Source organism: Sphingomonas sp. GW821-FHT10C01, assembly GCF_059415525.1.
Genome location: NZ_JBWKNK010000005.1, coordinates 106,365 through 123,878, shown reverse-complemented (window position 1 = coordinate 123,878; position 17,514 = coordinate 106,365). Strand labels below are relative to the sequence as shown.

General features: G+C 64.8%; 11 protein-coding genes. 3 read left to right on the top strand and 8 right to left on the bottom strand.

Translation table 11 applies throughout. From position 1 onward, the window contains the following. Positions 1-6 precede the first annotated feature (6 nt). Positions 7-891, bottom strand: a complete 885-nt coding sequence (locus tag AC07M1_RS17980) for a LysR substrate-binding domain-containing protein (RefSeq protein ID WP_495164010.1) — start codon at positions 889-891, stop codon at positions 7-9. A gap of 191 nt (positions 892-1,082) precedes the next feature. On the opposite strand from AC07M1_RS17980, the gene AC07M1_RS17975 reads away from it, so the two are divergent. Both AC07M1_RS17975 and AC07M1_RS17970 read left to right on the top strand, forming a co-directional pair. Beyond that, positions 1,083-4,298, top strand: coding sequence for a TonB-dependent receptor plug domain-containing protein (locus AC07M1_RS17975; RefSeq protein ID WP_495164009.1), 3,216 nt, complete (start codon positions 1,083-1,085; stop codon positions 4,296-4,298). A gap of 37 nt (positions 4,299-4,335) precedes the next feature. Continuing rightward, a complete protein-coding gene (locus tag AC07M1_RS17970) occupies positions 4,336-5,625 on the top strand; it encodes an alkaline phosphatase family protein (protein ID WP_495164008.1) in 1,290 nt (429 codons plus the stop codon). Between the two features lie 86 nt (positions 5,626-5,711). Here AC07M1_RS17970 and AC07M1_RS17965 read toward each other — a convergent pair whose 3' ends face one another. The 7 genes from AC07M1_RS17965 to AC07M1_RS17935 form a co-directional block, all read right to left on the bottom strand. Beyond that, entirely contained in the window at positions 5,712-5,957 is a 246-nt protein-coding gene (locus AC07M1_RS17965; RefSeq protein ID WP_495164007.1) for a hypothetical protein, read from the bottom strand. Between the two features lie 486 nt (positions 5,958-6,443). Then, entirely contained in the window at positions 6,444-7,631 is a 1,188-nt protein-coding gene (locus AC07M1_RS17960; protein WP_495164006.1) for a lipid-transfer protein, read from the bottom strand. Further along, positions 7,628-9,178 carry an acyl-CoA synthetase gene (locus tag AC07M1_RS17955; protein WP_495164005.1) on the bottom strand — a complete coding sequence of 517 codons (1,551 nt, stop codon included), beginning with the start codon at positions 9,176-9,178 and terminating at the stop codon, positions 7,628-7,630. Before AC07M1_RS17955 ends, AC07M1_RS17960 begins: the two co-directional genes overlap by 4 nt. A gap of 22 nt (positions 9,179-9,200) precedes the next feature. Beyond that, positions 9,201-10,325, bottom strand: a complete 1,125-nt coding sequence (locus tag AC07M1_RS17950) for a DUF5938 domain-containing protein (RefSeq protein ID WP_495164004.1) — start codon at positions 10,323-10,325, stop codon at positions 9,201-9,203. Between the two features lie 46 nt (positions 10,326-10,371). After that, complete coding sequence (locus tag AC07M1_RS17945; RefSeq protein ID WP_495164003.1) at positions 10,372-11,163, bottom strand: SDR family NAD(P)-dependent oxidoreductase; 792 nt, start codon at positions 11,161-11,163, stop codon at positions 10,372-10,374. A gap of 16 nt (positions 11,164-11,179) precedes the next feature. Beyond that, entirely contained in the window at positions 11,180-11,950 is a 771-nt protein-coding gene (locus AC07M1_RS17940; protein WP_495164002.1) for a glucose 1-dehydrogenase, read from the bottom strand. Continuing rightward, positions 11,950-14,547, bottom strand: a complete 2,598-nt coding sequence (locus AC07M1_RS17935) for a TonB-dependent receptor (RefSeq protein ID WP_495164001.1) — start codon at positions 14,545-14,547, stop codon at positions 11,950-11,952. The genes AC07M1_RS17940 and AC07M1_RS17935 overlap by 1 nt, the downstream gene beginning before the upstream one ends. 241 nt (positions 14,548-14,788) lie before the next feature. On the opposite strand from AC07M1_RS17935, the gene AC07M1_RS17930 reads away from it, so the two are divergent. Beyond that, positions 14,789-17,461, top strand: a complete 2,673-nt coding sequence (locus tag AC07M1_RS17930) for a LuxR C-terminal-related transcriptional regulator (RefSeq protein ID WP_495164000.1) — start codon at positions 14,789-14,791, stop codon at positions 17,459-17,461. Positions 17,462-17,514 lie beyond the last annotated feature (53 nt).

Below are 17,514 nucleotides of genomic sequence, written 5' to 3'. Positions count from 1 at the left end.
GTTCCTTCAGCTCCGCCGCACGCGTCCGGCCTTCGCTTGGCGGAGCGCTTCGAAGAAGGATGCGATGATACGGCTGCGCCGCCGTTCGCGCAGGCAGCAGACATAGATATGGGTCAGCACGGGTGAACCCGCGATCGGCAGCGGGTGGAGTTGCTCGTCGGGGATGTACTCGGACTCCGACACCGTCCCGATGCCAAGGCCCCGGATCACAGCCTCGCGGATCGCCTCGCGGCTGCCAATCTCCATCGCCAGCTGCGGCACTGTGCCGATCGTCGCGAACCCGTCCTCCAGCGCGCGGCGCGTGGTCGAGCCTCGCTCCCGCATCAGCAATTTCTCTTCGGCCAGGCTGGTCAGTTCGATCGATTTCAGCACCGCCAGACGGTGGTCACGGCGAACGAACGCAATCACCGGATAACTCGCATAATGCTGCACATGGTACCGATCATCATCGGTATCGCGCGCCATGATCCCAACGTCGCAGCCATAATTGGCCAGTTCGCGCAGCACCGATTCGGAGTTCCCTAGCGCCATCGACAGAAACACGTCGGGGTAGCTGGTGTTGAACGTCTCGATCATCTCGATGACGTGGAACGGGCTGACCGCGCCGATCTTGAGCGACCCGCTGCGCATCTGCGCACTGTCCTTCAGCATCATCGCGGCATCGTCCTCCAGCCCCGTCATCCGGCGCGCAAGGTCCAGGAACTCGCGCCCGATCTCGGTCAGTTCGATGCGGCGGCCGCGTCGCTCGAACAGGCGCACGCCATGTTCCTCCTCCAGTGCCTGGATCTGCGAGGTGATCGTGGTCTGGCTCATGTTGAGCGCCCGTGCCGCTGCAGTGAAGCCATTATGGCGGGCGACGGCGACGAAGGCGCGAAGCTGGATCAGGGTCATGGGTTCTTATCCATCGAAATTCCCGTTCAATATATCGGTAATACACGTCTATTTCGACATAAATGAGCCATGCTAGCTTCCTAGAAACATCGACGAAGCAGGACGCTGGAGCCCGCCATTTCCCACGTCGGGGCGACGGGGAAATGACGTTTCTATCGGGCTGGATTTGTCGAGATTACAGGAGGGGATAAATGGCAATTCGTCATTCGATTCGGTGCGGCACCGCGATTCTCGCTGTCTTGGCGGCGACGGGCGGCGCGCATGCGCAGACCGTTGATCAGCCGGAGCAGAGCGAAGAGGCCAAGGAAGTCGTCGTCACCGGCTCCAACCTGCGCCAGGCGCAGGAAGGCGCCCTCCCCGTCACCGTCATCGACCAGTCCGAGATCGACCTGCGCGGCGGCTCCACCGGCGCTGACCTCTACGAAACCCTGCCTTCCGCCGCTCCGCCCGAGATCAACGAAGGCACGATCGCCTCACAGGGCGCGCGCGGCGACGTTTCCTCCCCCGACCTTCGCGGCATCGGCGCCGGCAGCACCTTGCTGCTCATCAACGGTCGCCGCCTGGCCCCGCACCCGATCACCGGCACCGATCAGGGCGTCCCCTCGCTCTCGGCCAACGCCAATGTCGTTCCCACCTCGCTGATCTCGCGGGTCGAGGTGCTGCGCGACGGTGCCTCGGCGATCTACGGTTCCGATGCTGCCGCGGGCGTGATCAACAACATCATCGATCCGGGCAAGGATCGCGGCCGGATTTCGATCGAAAGCGCGATCACCGACGATGGCGGGGCGGACGAGTTCCGCATTACCGCAGCCAAGACCTTCCAGTTCGGCCACACCTCGGTCGGCGTCTCCGCCGACTATTTCGATCGCAACAAGCTGTTGTTCGGTGACCGCAAATGGGGCTCGCAGTCCGACCTGCGGCGCACGCGCGAGCTGCCCGCGCCGTGGAATGGCGAGGCGATCGTCGATCCCGCGACCGGCGCCAATTTCTCGCGCGACAACGATCTCGATAACGGCAGCACGATCACCCATTACGGCCAGTATCGCCGCGGCTTCATCCAATCGGACTTCCTGACCTTCAACGGCGGCCGTCCCGACGGCAATCGTGGCATCTCCACCTCGACCTCCCCGACCGGCGGCGTCGCGACGGTGGCGACCGACGGTACCTTCTTCCTCTATCCCGGTGCCGACGGCGCGGTGAACTTCAAGCAGACCGCGCCATCGCGGACGCTGGGCGGCGCCGAGGACGAATATTACGACAACCGCCTGCCGCACCGCACCCTGGTGCCCGCGCTCAAGCGCCTCAACCTGGCCGGGTTCATCGAGCATGAGTTCAGCGACAGCCTGACCGTGTTCGGCGACGTGATCTATTCGGGCTCGCGCGCGAAGAGCCAGCGCGAAGAAGCGAACATGCAGAACGTCAACGAGCCCGGCCTCTACGTCCCCGCCTCGAATCCCTATAACCCGTTCGGTACACGCTTCTATCACCCGACGGGCGCACCCAATGCCGACGGTACGCCGCGCATCGCGGGCACGCCGGCGGATGTCACCATCGTCTCGGGTCTGATCCCGCCCGGCACAAGACAGCGCTATATCCAGGTGAATTCGAGCTTCTATCGCGCGCTCGCCGGTGCGCGCGGCAATTTCGGTCGCAACTGGTCATGGGAAAGCGGCGTGCTGATCTCGGGCGCCTATAGCCACGAGACCGAGTCAAACATCTATCGTGAATCGCTCCTGCGCATGGCGCTCAACCGCACCGACGCGACCGCCTACAATCCGTTCCCGGTGACCTTCAAGGTGGTCAACAACCGCGTCGTCGCAGACCAGCCCTATCTCAATCCCGCATCGGTCACCGATCCGATGTACGATACCGACAATCGCTACGGTAAGACGCAGTTGATCGTCTGGGATGCCAAGATCGCGGGCGAGCTGTGGAAGCTTCCCTTTGGCGGCGGCAATATCCAGGTCGCGGCCGGCGCCGAGGCGCGCTGGGAACGCTACGATGCGTGGAAGGCGCCCTATGCGGGCCTCAACCCGCCGGGTTCGGGCAGCCAGTTCCCCTATCTGCGCGAGAATGACAACGACTTCATCGCGATGAGCCCGAACTCGGACATCCACGCCAAGCAGAATATCCAGGCCGGGTACGCGGAGATCGCGCTGCCCCTGGTCACGCGCGACAATTCCTTCTTCCTGTTCAAGGTGCTCGAACTCAGCGCCGCGATCCGGCACGAGCGCTTCTCGATCCACGGGTCAAGCACCACGCCCAAGTTCAGCGTGCTGTGGGGGCCGACGCCCTGGCTCAAGCTGCGTGCATCGTACAATGAATCCTTCCGCGCGCCGAACCTCGCCCAGACCAACACCACCCCGCTGCTGCGCGTGAACTATACGCAGGATCCCTACCGCTTCGACGTCACCGGTTCGGCCGCTGACGACAACGCCCCGCGGCGGACCTTCCGTCAGGGCAATGACCGGCTCAATCCGGAGCGGGCCAAGAATTTCGGCGCGGGGTTGGTGCTCGATGTGCCGGGCGTCCGCGGGCTTTCGCTGACCGTCGACTATTGGAACCTGTATCAGCGCGATGCGATCACCGCGCTCGGCAATGCCGAAGTGCTGGCGACCGACGAGCTGCTGCTCGATCTCGCGACCCAGGCGGCCCTCGCCTCGGGCACAGCGATCGGTCAGATCAACCTCGGCTCGGGCACCGCGAGCTATGCCGGCAACAGCCGCGTCACCCGTCGTGCCCCGACCGCCGCCGATATCGCGGCCTTTGCCGCCTACAATGCCGCCCAGCCGACCAACGCCACCAAGCGCGCCACGGTCGGTGAGATCACCAGCCTGATCAACGACTATATCAACCTCGGCTCACGCAAGCTCGCGGGCATCGACTTCGCGCTCAACTGGCGCCTGCCCGATTTCGGTCTTGGCCAGTTCACGCTCAAGGCCGAGGCGACCAACTATCTCAAGCGCGACGAAGAACTCGCCGACGACGGCATCGTCACCGACGAGCTCGGCAAGAATCGCCGTCCGAAGTGGAAGGGCAATTTGTCGCTCGGCTGGCGCAGTGGTCGCTGGTCGGTCAATTGGTTCACCAGCTATTTCGGCGCCTATGCCGACAGCTCGGCCTCGACCACCCAGGCGATCTACGAGGCGCTGGGCAAGCCCAAGACCATCACCGTATTCAACGACAATGGCATCAACCGCTATTACATGCGCGTGAAGCCCGCGGTGCTGCACAATCTGCGCGTCACCACCGCGCTTGGTCCCGACAGCAACACCCGCTTCACCTTCGGCATCAACAATGTCTTCAACACCTGGCCGCCGGTCGCGGACGAGGATGAGGGCTATTTCGTCGGCACGGTCAATCCGCGCGGCCGCCAGTTCAAGGTCAAGCTCGAGCATCGCTTCTAGGCCACCACCCGATCCGGAAGAGTAAATGGAGTCAGTGATGAAGCGACGGCGCATTCTTCAGGCCACGATCGCGATCGCCGCGATCGCCGTCCTCCCCGCCGGATCGGTGGTGGCGTGTCCCGGCGCGCCGCAAAAGGCCGCCGAGGCGCAGGCACGCCATCCGGTCCTGCTGATCTCGATCGACGGGATGCGCCCTGACGCGGTGCTGGAGGCGGACAAGCACCAACTCGCCATCCCCGTGCTGCGCGGCTTTCTCAAGGACGGGAGTTATGCGCAACAGGTGATCAACGTGAACCCCACCGTCACCAACCCCAATCACACGACCCTGGTGACGGGCGTGCTGCCGCTCGAACACGGCATCTACAACAACCGCCCCTTCGCGGCGACGGCCAAGCTGCCCAAGGGGTATAGCGCCTACGCAGAGATCAAGGCACCGACCCTGTGGGGGGTGGCGAAGAAGGCCAAGCTGCGCACCGCCAGCATCTTCTGGCCGGTGACGAAGAAGGCGCACGACATCGACTTCAACCTGGTCGAGGGCAATGACGAGGACGACGTGAAGATCGCCGACGATGCGATCGCGCTGATCGAGCAGAAACGTCCCGATCTCCTCACGGTCCATTTCGTCGCGGGCGACCACGCCCAGCACGAACATGGCCCGTTCAGTGCGGAGGGGAATGCTGCGCTCGAACGGATCGATACCCAGATCGGCCGGGTCGTCGCCGCGCACCGCAAGGCCTATCCGGACTCTGTCGTCGCGATCGTCTCCGATCATGGCTTCGACAAGGTGACGCATCAGGTGAACCTCAATGCCGGGCTGGCTGAGGCCGGCTTCATCAAACTGAGCGGCGAAGGCGAGGATCGCGTCGTGACTTCGTGGAAGGCCTTTGCCTGGTATGTCGGCAGTTCGGCGATGATCGTGTTCGAGAATCCGAAGGACCAGCAGGTTCGCGCCGAGACCCTTGCCTATCTTCAGAAGCTCGCGGCCGATCCGGCGAACGGCATCGAGCGGATCTATGCGCGGGAGGAATATGCGAACCGCGGCCTGCCTCCCGGCGTCGCCTATATCGTCGCGTTCAATCCCGGTTACCGCATGGGTAATTCGATGTCGGGTGCACTGGTGAAAAAGTCCAAGGGCGGTTCGCACGGCGCCTTCTCGACGCGGGACGTACGCCCCGACATGCACTCGTCCTTCTTCATCACCGGCCCGGGGATCGCGACGGGCAGGAATCTCGGCACGATCGACATGCGCCAGATCGCGCCCACGCTGGCCAAGGAGCTCAAGGTTTCGCTCCCCGCCGCAAAGGCACCGCCACTGCCGGTACGCTGAGAAGTATGAACAATTTGGGGGGCCGCCGCCGTCTCAGCGGTGCTGCACGGCGGCGGTAAATGCTGGGAGTAACGTGTGTCCGAAGTCTATCCGGTCGCGGCCTTCAGGCTGACTTCAGGATAGCCGCCAAGCGACAACAGCTTCTCGACACGCTTTGGCGTGAACGCGCCATCGACTGAACGGAACTTAACCCTGGAGCGCCAGATTCTAAAGGTTCCAAGCCGAAGATGCAGCGCGATCAACTTCTTGGCTTCACTCCGGGCCAATGAGCGTTGGGGCGGCGTAAACTGCGAGTTTTTGAACATTAGCTCCTCGAGGAACGGGCGGTACACGGCCACATCCTGAAGCGACCAGTTAGACTGTAATCGGTCCGTGAGACGCACGAAGCCACGGGGCATCTCCGAGTGCAGATGCGCGGACGACGCGCCGCACTTTCGGAAACCATCGCGCGCTAATCGCGCTCGACCCGCTCCGTGGCCTCAAACCGACGAAATGCTGGATCGGCTCTAGTATCCTGGTTTTGAGTTGCAGCGGGCACCCCGACCACAACGAGTGTCGCGGTCGTGAATGTCGCCGCCAAGTTATGCTCAGCTCTCGACTGTCAATCGAGCGGCTGGTTCTGGACCGGAGACGGAATGGCCGCGTTCGGACGGAAAGTTGCTGAAGCCGACACTAGCTGCTTGACGACCGCGCCCCGGCCAACCTTGACTTACGTCTTGCAGGCGGGCGCACTACGCTGCTGGCACCCGTCTTGGATGGTTGAAACCGCTCTCGTAGGTCAAGGGCGCCCATTCTTGCATGGCAAGGAATCCCAGCCATCAGGCGCGTTCATAGAGCGTGACCACGCACGCGCCACCCAAGCCGAGATTATGTTGCAAACCGTGACGAACACCGTCCACCTGGCGCGCGCCGGCGCTACCGCGCAGCTGGTGAGTCAGCTCATAGCATTGCGCGAGGCCCGTCGCGCCGAGCGGGTGTCCCTTGGACAAGAGGCCGCCCGAGGGGTTGGTGACGGTACGGCCGCCATAGCTGTTCTCACCGTCGGCGATAAAGCGCGACGCCTCACCCTCACCGCACAGGTCGAGTGCTTCGTAGGTGATGACTTCGTTGTGGGCGAAGCAATCGTGGAGTTCTGCGACGGGGATGTCCGCAGGACCCACGCCAGCGGCCTCGTAAACCGCCTGAGCGGCGCGACGCGTCATGTCGCGGCCGACCAGTTCCATCATATCGCGTGCGCCGAACGCGACCGGCCGGTCGGTGACCATGGCCTGCGCCGCGATCGCCACCTTGGCCGAGACACCATGCCTGCGCGCGAAATCGGGCGAGACCAGGATCGCGGCGGCTGCACCACAGGTCGGCGGACAGGCCATCGGGCGCGTCATCACGCCGGGCCACAGAACCGGCGCGGCCAGCACATCCTCCTCTGTCATCACCGTCCGGAACAGCGAGAGCGGATTGTTCGCCGCATGGCGGCTCGCCTTTGCGCGCACCTTGGCGAAATCGGCCAGCGTGGTGCCGTAGCGCTGCATATGCGCCCGCCCGGCACCGCCGAAATAGCGCAGCGCCAGCGGCAGATCGACATCGACCAGTTCATCGCACAGCGCATCGAACTCGGCGAACGGGCTGACGCGATCGTCGAAGATCGTCCCGATCGCACCGGGTCGCATCTGCTCGAACCCCAGCGCGAGTACGCACTCCGCCGCCCCGCTCGCCACCGCCTGCCGCGCCATGAACAGCGCTGAAGACCCCGTCGCGCAATTGTTGTTGACGTTGAAGATCGGGATCCCGGTCATGCCGACGCCGTAAAGCGCCTTCTGCCCGGCGCAGCTGTCGCCATAGACATAGCCGACCGCCGCCTGCTCGATCCGGTCATAGGCGATGCCGCCATCGGCCAGCGCGGCACGCACCGCCGCCTGCGCCATCACGTCATAGGGGCCGCTCTGGCCGGGTTTGACGAACGGGATCATGCCGACGCCCGCGACGAGGACCCGCCGGTCATTGCTCACGCGCCAGCTCCCTGCAGCGCCGCGAGCTTGCTGGCGCGAATGTCCTTCTTCAGCACCTTGCCGACCTTGGACCGGGGCAGATCGTCCCAGATCTCCAGTTCCTTGGGTGTCTTGACGCTGCCGATCTCTGCCTTGACGTGGGCGATGATCTCAGCCGGATCGGCGCGCTGCCCCCCGCGCAGCTGCACCACGGCGCAGACGCGTTCGCCCCATTTTTCGTCGGGGAGACCGAATACCGCACTGTCAAGAATTGCGGGGTGGCGGAGCAGGGCTTGTTCGACTTCGGCGGAATAGACGTTGAAGCCGCCGGTGATGATCATGTCTTTCGCGCGATCGACGATGAAGAGGAAATTGTCGCCGTCGAGGAAGCCGATGTCACCGGTGCGGTGCCATCCGTTCACGCTCGCCTCGGCCGTCGCTTCGGGGTTCTTGTAATAGCCCGCCATCACCAGGCTGGAGCGCACCACGATCTCTCCGCGCTCGCCCTGCGGAAGCGCCCTGCCCTCCGCATCGACGATCGCGACCTCGACCAGCGGGCCTGGCTTGCCGGCGGACGCCAGCCGCTCGCGCGCGATCGTGCCGTCGGCGTTGAAGTGATCCGCGGGCGCCATCATCGAGACCATCATCGGTGCCTCGGTCTGGCCGAACAGCTGCGCCATCACCGGTCCGATCCGCACCAGCGCGTCCTCCAACCGCGCGGCTGAGATCGGCGCCGCGCCGTACCAGAAGCATTGAAGGCTGGAGAGATCGGTCTCCGCCAGCGCCGGATGCTCGAGCAGCATGTAGATCAGGGTCGGCGGCAGGAAGCTGTGGGTGACGCGATGCCGGGCGACCAGATCGAGGAAATCGCCGATATCGGGCTGATACATGATGACGATCTCGCCGCCATGGCACAGCACCGGAAAGGTCAGCACCCCCGCCGCATGAGTCAGCGGCGCCATCGCGAGATAGATCGGGCGTCCGGCGAACGGATAGCCCATCAGCGTCAGCGCGGTCATCGTCTCGAGATTGCGGTTGGTGAGCATCACCCCCTTGGGGTACCCGGTCGTGCCGCCGGTGCCGGGGATCATCGCCAGATCGCTCACCGGATCGACATGGAACGGCGCATCCGTCACTCCCATCAGCCATTCCTCCAGCGACGGCGCGAAGGGCTGGGTCTCGTCAAGGCAGACGAGCAGGCGCAGCTTGGGCAGGCTGACCCGCAGTTCGTTGACCAGCCGCGCGAACTTGCTGTGGAAGATCAGCGCGACGCAATCGAACGCATCGAGGATGAAGGCGTTCTCCGACGCCTCGTTGCGCGGGTTGATCGGGCACCACACGCACGCCGCGCGCGAGATCGCGAACACCGACGCGAAGGCCAGCGGGTCGTTGCCGGACAGGATCGCGACATGCTCCCCCGCCGCGATCCCCGCCGCATGCAGGGCACGCGCGACACGATGCGTGTGGCCCTGCACCTCGGCATAGGAGAGGCTGTGGCCGTTCATCGTCAGGCAGGGCGCACCGGCGCCGAGCGACGCGCCCTTATCGAGATAGTCGACCAGCCGCATGGCCCTCTCCCTTTCAGCCGAGTCAGTCGTGGACGGTGACGATCGGTCTCAGCACCAGCCCGAACTGCCGCATCACGCCATAGAGCGCCTGATGGCCGAACGCCTGGCAGGCGGAGGCGAAGCCCGCACGGCGCGGCGGTTGCTGGACCAGACTGAGCGCGCAGAACGCCTGGAGCAACCCGGTCTGCTTGTAGTTGCTGTTGCCGTGGATCAGCACATGGACGCGGCCCAGCGGGCCCGAGGCATAGACGGAGTCGATGCTGGTATTGAGCCGCGGATTCTCGCGCGGCGGCATCGCGCCCTGCACCGAATCCGCCATCTTCGACAGAGCTGCCTCCTGCTCGTCGAACGGCAGCGGCTTGATGTCGGTCTCGATCATCTTGGTCATGTTGACGACATTGTCCATGACTTCGCGCGCGAACACGCCGCCATGGACCTTGACCGTCGATACGCGCGGATCGTCCTTGAACCAGATCGGGTGCGATGTGCCGCCCCAGGGCAAGGTCAGCGCGGTGGCGTGCTGGCCGGGCACCTGGCATTCGGTGGCGGTCAGCGTCGGCCATTGGACGTACTGGTTGTTCTCGAGGAAGTACCAGTCCGCCTTGAGGATCGTGAAGATTGTCTGGACCGAGGCATAGGTCGGGAAGCCCTTCCACAGCACCAGCATATCGAGCGTGTCGAGGCCCGGCATGGTCTCCAGCGCGATGTTCGCCGCGATCTCACCCGTGGTGTACATCTGCGCGACGCAGGGGCTGAGCAGCAGACCCTTGTCGGCGAACGCCTGCCCCCATTTCTCCTGGGCGAGCATCATCCAGTCCTGCTCGCCGGTGGTATCGAGATAGTGGCATCCGGCCTCCAGGCACGCCTCGACAGTCTCCGGCCCGTATTTGATGAACGGGCCGACCATGTTGCAGACGACCTTGGCGCCGCGGAACAGCTCGGTCAGCGACTTCACGTCATGCTTGACGCCGACCACCTCGTAATCGGCGGTCTCGATCCCCGGGATACGCTCGACCACTTCGCGTGTGCGCTTCTCGTCGCGGCCGGCGGCGATGAAGGGAATGCCCAGCTCGCGCAGATATTCGCACACCAGCCGCCCGGTATAGCCCGAGGCCCCGTAGACGATGACCGGTTTCTTGCTGCCCATTCCCACTCTCCCAAAATCTTTGACCTTCGATGATTTTCGATGCCGGTCAGCTGCCCATGCCGCCGTCGACGGGCAGTCCGATGCCGGTGATGAAGCGCGCCGCGTCGCTGCACAGAAAGACGGTGGCGTCGGCCATATCGGCGACTTCGCCCAACCGCCCGAGCGGGGTCAGGCCGATCACGTCGCCGACCGCAGCCTCGGCCGAGGGCCACAGGCCCAAAGCCGCCATATCCACCGCCAGCTTGCTGCCCATCGCGGTGGGCACAAGGCCGGGATAGAGGCAGTTGACCCGCACGCCGTAACCGAGCTTGCCGGCCTCCGCCGCAGCGACCCGCGTCATCCGGTCGACCGCCGATTTGGTCGCGGAGTAGCCCGAGATGCCGGGGAACGGGATCGTCGCCGCGACCGAGGCGATGTTGACGATCGCTCCGCCCTGCCCCGCCGCTCCGCCGGGCTTCATCGCGCGGAAGCCATGCTTGATGCCCAGTGCGGTGCCGACGACATTGACGTCGAGCATCCGGCGCAGATCGCGTGGATCGGCGTCGATCGCGAGCGCCGAAACCTCGATCCCGGCATTGTTGACGACGATATCGAGCCCGCCCATCGCGCGCACCGCCGTGGCGATAGCGGCTTCCCAGTCCGACTCCTCAGTGACGTCCAGCCGGGCGAAATGGCCACCGATCGACGCGGCGGTTGCGGAGCCCTGTTCCTCCGCCACATCGGTCACGGTCACGGCTGCGCCCGCCCTGGCCAGCGCCGCCGCGATCGCCGCGCCGATCCCATTCGCCGCGCCGGTCACCAGCGCCTTGCGTCCCGTGAGTTCGAATGCCGTCGTCATCGTCCAGCTCCCCGTTTCACACCGCGATGTAGCCGCCATCGACCACCAACTCGCTGCCGACCATGTATGCGGCATCGTCGCTCGCCAGGAACAGCAGCGGCCGGGCGATCTCGCGCGGTTCGGCCAGCCGGCCGAGCGGGATCGCGGCGGCGACACTGCCCGCGAACTGCTCCGCTTCGGTGCCCAGCGCGGCCACGGCGTCGCGCACCAGCTTGGTGTCGCAATAACCGGGGTGGAGCGAGTTGATGCGGATCGGCCAGCCCTTGCGCACGCAATCGACGGCGGCGGCCTTGGTCAGCATCGACACGGCGCCCTTGGTGGCGTTGTAGGCGGGGAATAGCGGCTCGGCGACGTTGGCGGCGATCGAGGCCACGTTGACGATCACCCCGCCACGCTCGCGCATCACCGGGATCGCCGCCTGCATGCCGAGGAACACGCTTTCGACATTGATCGCCATCAGCCGCCGCCATTCGTCGAGCCCGGTTTCCTCGATCGTCTTGAGGAAGCCCCAGCCGGCATTGTTGACGAGGATGTCGATCCCGCCATGGCTGGCCTCGATCCCGGCGATCACGCGGGTCCAGTCCTCGGCCGAACTCGCATCCTGCTGAAGGGCGGTGATCGCGAGCCCGAGCGCCTCAAGTTCGCGCCCGGTCTCGGCCAGCGCGTCGGCATCGATATCGGTGGCGACGACGCGTGCGCCCTCCACGGCGAATTCCATCGCCGCGGCGCGCCCGATGCCGCGCGCCGCGCCGGTGATCAGGACCACCTTGTTTGCAAAGCGCCGCATCAGAATTTCATCGTCGCTTCGACGCCGTAGGTCCGCGGCATCCCCCGGTTGAGATAGTCGAGGCCGAACACGTTGATGTTGAGGCCGTAGGTGTAATAGAATTTGTTGAAGATGTTCTTCCCCCAGACACTGACCGAAAAATTGTCGCGTTCGTAGGTCAGGCGCCCATTGACCAGCCAATAGGCGGGATTTCCGCAGCTGATATCCGGCCCGGCCAGGGTAATGTTCGACCCCGCAGGCGGCTTGTCGCAGGGCGACTGGCCGTAGTTCTTGAACGGGTCGAAATAATATTTGCCCATATAGGCGGCATCGCCACGCAGGGTGAGCCGATTGCGGCCGTCCTTGACAATGTCCCAGTCGAACCCGCCCTGGAAAGTCAGCTCAGGTGCGTTGGGGAAAGGATTGCCGTTGACGTTCAGCCCCTGAAAGTCCGTTGCCGGATTGCCGGGGATCGTCTTGTTGCCGCGATATTCGCTGTTGAGATAACCGATGCTCGCATCGAAGCGCAGCGTGTTGAGCGCGCGCCAGCTCAGTTCGGCCTCGCCCCCGAACAGCCGGCCATTGGCGCTGCGGGTGAAGGTGGTGGCGCCGACGACTTGCGTCACCTGATGGTTCGAATAGTCATAGTAGAAGCCGGCAAGGTTGAACATCACGCGCCGGTCGAACAGCATCGTCTTCAACCCGGCTTCATAGGCGTTCACCTTCTCGGGCTGGATGTAATAAACCTGGTTCACGCCCTGATAGGCGAGGCCGTTGAAGCTGCCGCTGCGATAGCCCCGGCTATATTGCGCGTAGCCCATGATATCGTCGTTGAACGCGTAGCTGAGGTTGAACCGACCGGTCAGGCGCCGGGCCTTTTCGCGTCGTTCGAGCGGGGCCAGGTTCGGGTTGTACTGGCGGCTGTACGGGATCAGGTTGGCGACCGGGGTGGTACCATCCAAGCCGAATAGGATCGTACTGCCGTTGAGGTAATTGACCTCATCCCAGGTGTAGCGGAGGCCGGCGGCGACGGTGAGCTTGTCGGTCGCCTTCCACGTGACGTCGGCATAGACGGCGGTCGAAGGCCGCTCGACATCGTAGCGCTGGACGCCCTTGATCGGGGAGAAGGGCGGCGCGCCGGCGGTGCGGCATGCCGCCGAATAGGCGCCGCCAAAGCCGCCGCCGCCCGAATTGTTGAGCGCGATGTCGGTCTGCAACGCGACCAGCGAACGCGCATCGAGGAAGCCGTTGGGATTGACCTCGATCGGGGCGCAGAAGCCCGCGTCGCCGGGACGCAGCGCCGGGTTGACGGCGAAGCCGGGAACATAGCGGATCGCATCGGGCGTGCCGACCGCGGCATTGTTGAAGCCGCCGGGCAACCCCGCGCCCTGTAGCAAGGGCCGCAGCACGCCGAAGAAATCGGGATAGTTGGTCGTCTTGACCGTGTCCTTGCCGTAATAGGCACCCGCGACGATATCGAACCTGTCGTCGGAATAGTTGAGCCGGAAATCCTGGTTGAAGTTCTTGCTGGTCGAGGTGAAGCCGATCGAGCACAGGTCGTTGGGCGATCCGTCGCAATCGTCGGGATTGTTGATGTATTTCCCGGTGTCGTAGCCGGTGATCGATGTCAGGGTGACCTTGTCGTTCACATCCCATTTGATGTTGAGGGCGAAGCCCTTGGTCTCGCTCATGTTGCGGCCGACGCGGTCGACCATCACCTCGTCGCGGCCGAGCCGGCGGCCACCAAGCAATGGCTGCGGATCAAAACGCGAGTAGCCGAGCGCGTCCTGCCCCCCGGCCAGCTGCCCGCCGGCATAGGGGGCGGTACCCCAGGGGTTGTCCTTCGCGGCATAGACTTTGAGATTGATGTCGAGCTCGGGCGTCGGGCGCGCGCGGATCGCCAGCCGGCCGCCGATCGTGTTGGTGGTGCCAAGGTCGCGCTCGGCGCCGGGCATCAGGTTGCGCTGCCAGCCATCGCCCTTGGCCCAGGTGCCGGCGATGCGGATGCCGAGCGCGTCGGGGATCAGCGTCGCCTCTGCCGCGGCCTGCACGGTATAGGTGTCGTAATTGGCGTAGCCGGCGGTGATGTAGCCGTTCGATTCCGCCAGCCGCGGCTGGCGCGTGAAGAAGCTGATCGCGCCTCCGGTGGTGTTGCGGCCATAGAGCGTGCCTTGCGGCCCGCGCAGCACCTCGACCCGGTCGATGTCGTAAAGCTGCAGGCCGTGGCTGACGCGGAAGCTCTGATAGACCTCATCGACATAGACGCCGACCGGCGAGGCGGTAGAGGCGGAAAATTCGTTCGCCACCGAAATCCCGCGCAGCGCGAAATTGGGTTGGGTCCGGCCATAGGGGGTGGTGACCTGAAGGCTCGGTACCGCGCCCATCAGGTCAGAGGTTTCGGCAATACCGCGCGATTGCAGCGCTTCGCCGCCGATCGCCGAAACCGCCGCCGGGACATCCTGCAGCCGTTGCTCGCGCTTCTGCGCAGTGACGACCACTTCACGGATCTGCCCGTCGTCTTGCGGAACGGGTTCTTCCTGCTCGGCAGGGGGCGGCGCGGCGGCGCCTGTCTGGGCCTGGACGACAACTGGAAATCCCAGGGCGGTGCTTGCCAGCAAGGCAACAGCGATATGCGTTGGGCGCATCGTTCAGGTCTCCCCTTTTCCCGCGCTTGTCAGAGCACTCTGACTGGCGGCTTTTGGTTCACCCAGACTAGGATCGCCACGGAGCGTCCGGCGAGGCGGGTTGATGGGGGGGATAGTGGGGGGTCGTGGCGGTGGGGGTTGCGCAGGGAAAACCACGCGCATAGCCTTTTTCCACGGACCGGTCCCAGATGCCGGCCGGGAATGGAGAGGCCGAATGACGGCAACACCATCCGACGCGAAGATCGCGACACTTGTCCCCCGGGACGGTGCGGCACCATCCAGTCGTACGCCGCTGGTGAGCAAGGCGAAGCTCGTTCCGCCGCGAGCCCCCGAGCCCCTCGCCGCCATACAACGCCATCGCCAATGGCTCGGCCATGTCCTGACGCACGACGTCACGCTCGTCACCGCACCGCTCGCCTACGGCAAGACGGTGTTTGCCGGTCAGCTGTATGACGAAATGCTGGGTTCTGGCTGCGCAGCGGCATGGGTCTCTTGCTACCGACTACCGCCGGGACAACTGGCCGGTCACATTGTCGAGGCGGTGTTTCTTGCGACCGGTGAGCGAGCGGATCACGGCGGGCCGGTCGCGGCGGAAACGCTGGCAGTCGCTCTTGCCAACCATATCCATGATCACATGGGGCCGATGCTGCTGTGCCTCGACGACATCGACCAGCTCAACGAGGCCGGTGACCGCGACTTCCTGCGGCACCTGATCGCCAATTGCCCGACCAATTTGCATCTGCTGGCGACCTGTCGCGACGACCATGGCCTGTCACAACTGATCGAGCAACGCGGCGCGGTGCTGCTGATCGACGCCCGGGTGCTGCGGGCCCGCGATGCCGAGGTGGTCGACTATCTCCGCGCCGAGGGCGTCGTCCTCGGCAGTCGGCGTGCGCGGGGATTGAACGATGCCCTGCAGGGCTGGTGGGGCGCGCTCGGCAAGGTCGCAGCGGGGCTGCGCAATGACGGATGGAATGCCGGCCCCGAGAATTGGGCACGGCGTTGCGCACCCTGGATCACGCCGCTTTTCCGCGAACCGCTCGCCGCGTTGCCCGCGCGGCATCGCGCGGTGCTGACGCGCTGTGCGGTTGCGCCAGTGCTGACCGCCGATCTTGCCGCCGCGCTTACCGGCGACGAAATGGCGGGCGCATTGTTGCGTAACATCGCCCGGTCGGGGCCGCTTGTCGGCATCGTACCGGGAAGCACCGATCGTTTCGCCATCCAGCCGGCGCTGCGCGTCGCGCTTCTGATGGACGACGGAGATTGCTCCCCCGAGGCACTTGCGGCATCACATGCGGCGGCGATCGACTGGCACGTAGAACATGGCGAACCCGAGCAGGCGATCGTCATCGCCAGCGCGGGCCAGAACGTCGAACGCTGCGCTGCACTGGTCGCACAATTCGGCATGCAGGCGCTCGAGCGATCAGGGCCGTCCAGCCTGATCGATGCGTTCGGCCGTATACCGCCGGCGCGGATCGCAGCGGACGCGGCGCTCGCCCGTATCGCGCGCTGGACCGTGATGCTCTCAGGCGGAGACCCAACGCCACCGACAGAAGACGACGCGGTCGACGATCGAGAACAGGCGATTCTGAGGGCCATCCGCCTGGCGACGACAGGGGAGACTGTTGAGGGCGGCATTGCCAACTCTACGACCGAAACGGCGGATTTCGGTTCGCGATTGCTCTGGGCGATATCGGCGGCACAATCCGCGCGGGCCGGCGACCACCGCCACGCACAGGAACTGTTGCGTCCGATTGTCCGGCACGGACGTATGGCGGGACTGGGCTTCGCCGAGGCGGTCGCACTGGTGACGATGGCGGACATCCACCGTGCGAAGGGACGGCTCGCAGACGCGGAGCGGCTGCTGCACGAGGGGCTGGCTGATATCCCGTGCAGCGTCGGGCGCCGCTCCGATACCGCAGCGATGCTGGCGGTGGCGCTGGCCGACCACCTCTATCTGCGTAATGAAGTTACCACGGCCGGCACGCTGATCGATGAGGCGCTGCCGGTGCTGGCGCACGCCGGTCTGCCGGACTTCCTTCTGCGGGGCTATCGTGTCGCAATCCGCGTTGCGGCGGCAGCTCGGCCCGACGAAGCACTGGCCCTGATCGAGGCGGCGGAGGAGATCGGCGCGGATCGCGGCCAGCCGCTGCTCACGGCGCTCGGCGCGGTGGAGCGGATACGGTTGCATGTGCCGCTGGCGGCAGAATTGGACGAGATATTGCCGCCCGATGCGGAGGTCTCGGCGATCGTCGCGCCCGGATCGCTCGCCGCTCGGACCTTCGCTCTGCTATCGGAAGCGCGCGCGTTCGAGGCGATCGCCGATCTCGATCGTCCACGGCTAACGGTTGTGGCCAACCGGTTGGTCGAGTTGGCGGAGCGCGCCGATGATGTCGAACTGCGGTTGATCGGCACACTGCTCAATGTCCTGCCACAGCTCAGCGGCCGCTGTGATCGCATGGTGGAGATCGATACGGTCAAGTTCCTCAATCATGCGGCCGGCATCGGTTACATCCGCCCGATCCTCGATCTCCTGGAAATCACCGGCGTACGAACGTCACAGGACTTCAACCGCGCCGATTATTCCGCCGGGTCGTTCCTTGCCCTGTTGCGGCTCAGCAGACCTGGTGATGGCGAATCGCTTCGGCCGCCCTATCGCGCCGGATCCGCCTTCTCGTTCTTCACCGGCCGCGAAATGGAGATCGTCAACGCGCTAAATGAGGGCGAAACCAACAAGGTCATTGCCCGCAAGCTCGGCGTGACCCCCGAAACGGTCAAATGGCACATGAAGAGCCTGATGCGGAAACTGCGCGCGAACAGCCGCGAAGAGGTTGTCAGCAACGCTCTCGTGCTGGGCGTCGAACTGGATCGCAGTGAACATCCATGAAGTGCGAACCGCGCACGATATCTGGCGCTCTTGCTCTAAACGACGTTTAGATC

Bases quoted from the DNA above. Each gene is read 5' to 3' on its own strand.
- AC07M1_RS17945 (WP_495164003.1), bottom strand. From the start codon at position 11,163: ATGACGACGGCATTCGAACTCACGGGACGCAAGGCGCTGGTGACCGGC.
- AC07M1_RS17950 (WP_495164004.1), bottom strand. From the start codon at position 10,325: ATGGGCAGCAAGAAACCGGTCATCGTCTACGGGGCCTCGGGCTATACC.
- AC07M1_RS17930 (WP_495164000.1), top strand. From the start codon at position 14,789: ATGACGGCAACACCATCCGACGCGAAGATCGCGACACTTGTCCCCCGG.
- AC07M1_RS17980 (WP_495164010.1), bottom strand. From the start codon at position 891: ATGACCCTGATCCAGCTTCGCGCCTTCGTCGCCGTCGCCCGCCATAAT.
- AC07M1_RS17975 (WP_495164009.1), top strand. From the start codon at position 1,083: ATGGCAATTCGTCATTCGATTCGGTGCGGCACCGCGATTCTCGCTGTC.
- AC07M1_RS17970 (WP_495164008.1), top strand. From the start codon at position 4,336: ATGAAGCGACGGCGCATTCTTCAGGCCACGATCGCGATCGCCGCGATC.
- AC07M1_RS17955 (WP_495164005.1), bottom strand. From the start codon at position 9,178: ATGCGGCTGGTCGACTATCTCGATAAGGGCGCGTCGCTCGGCGCCGGT.
- AC07M1_RS17940 (WP_495164002.1), bottom strand. From the start codon at position 11,950: ATGCGGCGCTTTGCAAACAAGGTGGTCCTGATCACCGGCGCGGCGCGC.